The organism is Endozoicomonas sp. Z74, assembly GCF_057680865.1.
In genome coordinates this window covers 1-1,499 of sequence record NZ_JBLYZI010000231.1, presented here as the reverse complement: position 1 = coordinate 1,499, position 1,499 = coordinate 1, and the positions used below count along the sequence as shown (strand labels likewise).

At 44.4% G+C, this 1,499-nt stretch carries 1 protein-coding gene; it reads right to left on the bottom strand.

Going from position 1 to position 1,499, the window contains the following annotated elements; genetic code table 11:
* Positions 1 to 108 precede the first annotated feature (108 nt).
* Positions 109 to 984 carry a hypothetical protein gene (locus tag ACNRUY_RS26440; RefSeq protein WP_488114654.1) on the bottom strand — a complete coding sequence of 292 codons (876 nt, stop codon included), beginning with the start codon at positions 982 to 984 and terminating at the stop codon, positions 109 to 111.
* Between the last annotated feature and the right edge of the window lie 515 nt (positions 985 to 1,499).

Genomic DNA, 1,499 nt, shown 5'->3' with positions numbered 1-1,499 from the left:
TGATTAGTATGAATCATAAGGGTTACCTTTTTACGATTTAGATTTCAGTGATTTCACCCTCTATCTAAATCGGTAACCCTTCCCTTTTTTGAAGAGGGAATTGTCAGATCAGATCTGAACTAATGCACTTTCGGATATCTTATTCAGATAGGCCAAATGACCACTTCGAACCATCCACTCCCTGGCCTCCAGAGCAAGTGTAGAATTCTCACACCTCACAGACTCGCCCTCTAAAAAAATATAATCATCTGGGTACCAAGCATGTAAGTTAAGCCGATTCAGAACCGGGGCAATAAAAATTCTCCCATCCAAGAGATTTACAATTTCATTTTTTGGGAGTTCTGCCCCCCAAGGCTTTAGAGCCAACTGCCAAGAGATCATCGAAATACCTTGTAGGTGAAGCCTGGCCGGTTGGTGCCCCCAGTTGAACTCATCATACAGATGGTCTCGATAGATCGATTTATCACCGATATGCCCTATTGGCTCCCTGATAACAACGGCAAAAGCACTCAAACTTCCTAAATTCTGGAGTTCTTCGAGACTACACCCTGACGGTTTTATAATGACTACTTCAACATCTTGCCTAAGCTCACCTTGCGCAGTAATTTCCCCCAAGTGATCAATAAATACTCTCAAGTTTTTATAACAGTGGTTACTTGGGTATATCTCATCCACAACACCCGTTAGCCACTCACGGTTGATGGAAAGTTTTTCAGCAACTTCATCAATCAGCTCATTGGTAATTTTGGGTACAAATGCATCATGGGAACACAGGTCAGCAAAGGTGATTTCATGCTTCTGATCAATAAAACCAACTAAATTCGCCCTATTAACTCCATGGGCCTCGAAAGCCTTGAAGATCCTATCTGCAACCTGGTGTATCGGGCCAGCAGGCTCTGCGCTCCCAAATTTTTTTCTCACCCTATCTATAAGGCCCAGAGAATCAGCCAGAGTGGATATCACCTCAGCGACAAACGATAACATCTCTACTTTCCTGTGATTGGCTTGGAGGCACCTATTATTGTGGGGTCAGATTATCGCACGGTAGATACCTGTCTGCATGCAGCAGGCGCAAAAGCTTTTCGTGAATTTCTAGCTCTTGAAATGGGATGCCAGACAAAATTGGGAAGAGGTCGTACCTATAGCAAGCCCGATGAACTGCTAAAGGTTTCAACACCGATACTCTCATTCCTATAGATGATTCTTTCCTGGCAGCTCTATACCCTTGGGACCGGAAAACAGAGGGCATTGAAATTCAGCCCAAAAGCTCAGGCATTGTCAGGCATTGTCAGGTACTGGAGGGTAGGGGTCGGTGATTTTCAAGAAAGATGTCGCCTCAACCTATGCAGCTAAATCATAGTGCTGCTGATTTTCTGATCGCTCAGGGTTTAGCCATACTTCAGTGGGTAACTGCCAGTTTCTGGTATTGCGGCTTCCCCAGCGTTCTGGGTGTTGCTCCTTCGCTTTACGATAAACAGCTTCTCGGTTTATTACTTTCT

Excerpts from the sequence above, each read along its gene's own strand:
- ACNRUY_RS26440 (WP_488114654.1), bottom strand. The coding sequence starts at position 984 with ATGTTATCGTTTGTCGCTGAGGTGATATCCACTCTGGCTGATTCTCTG.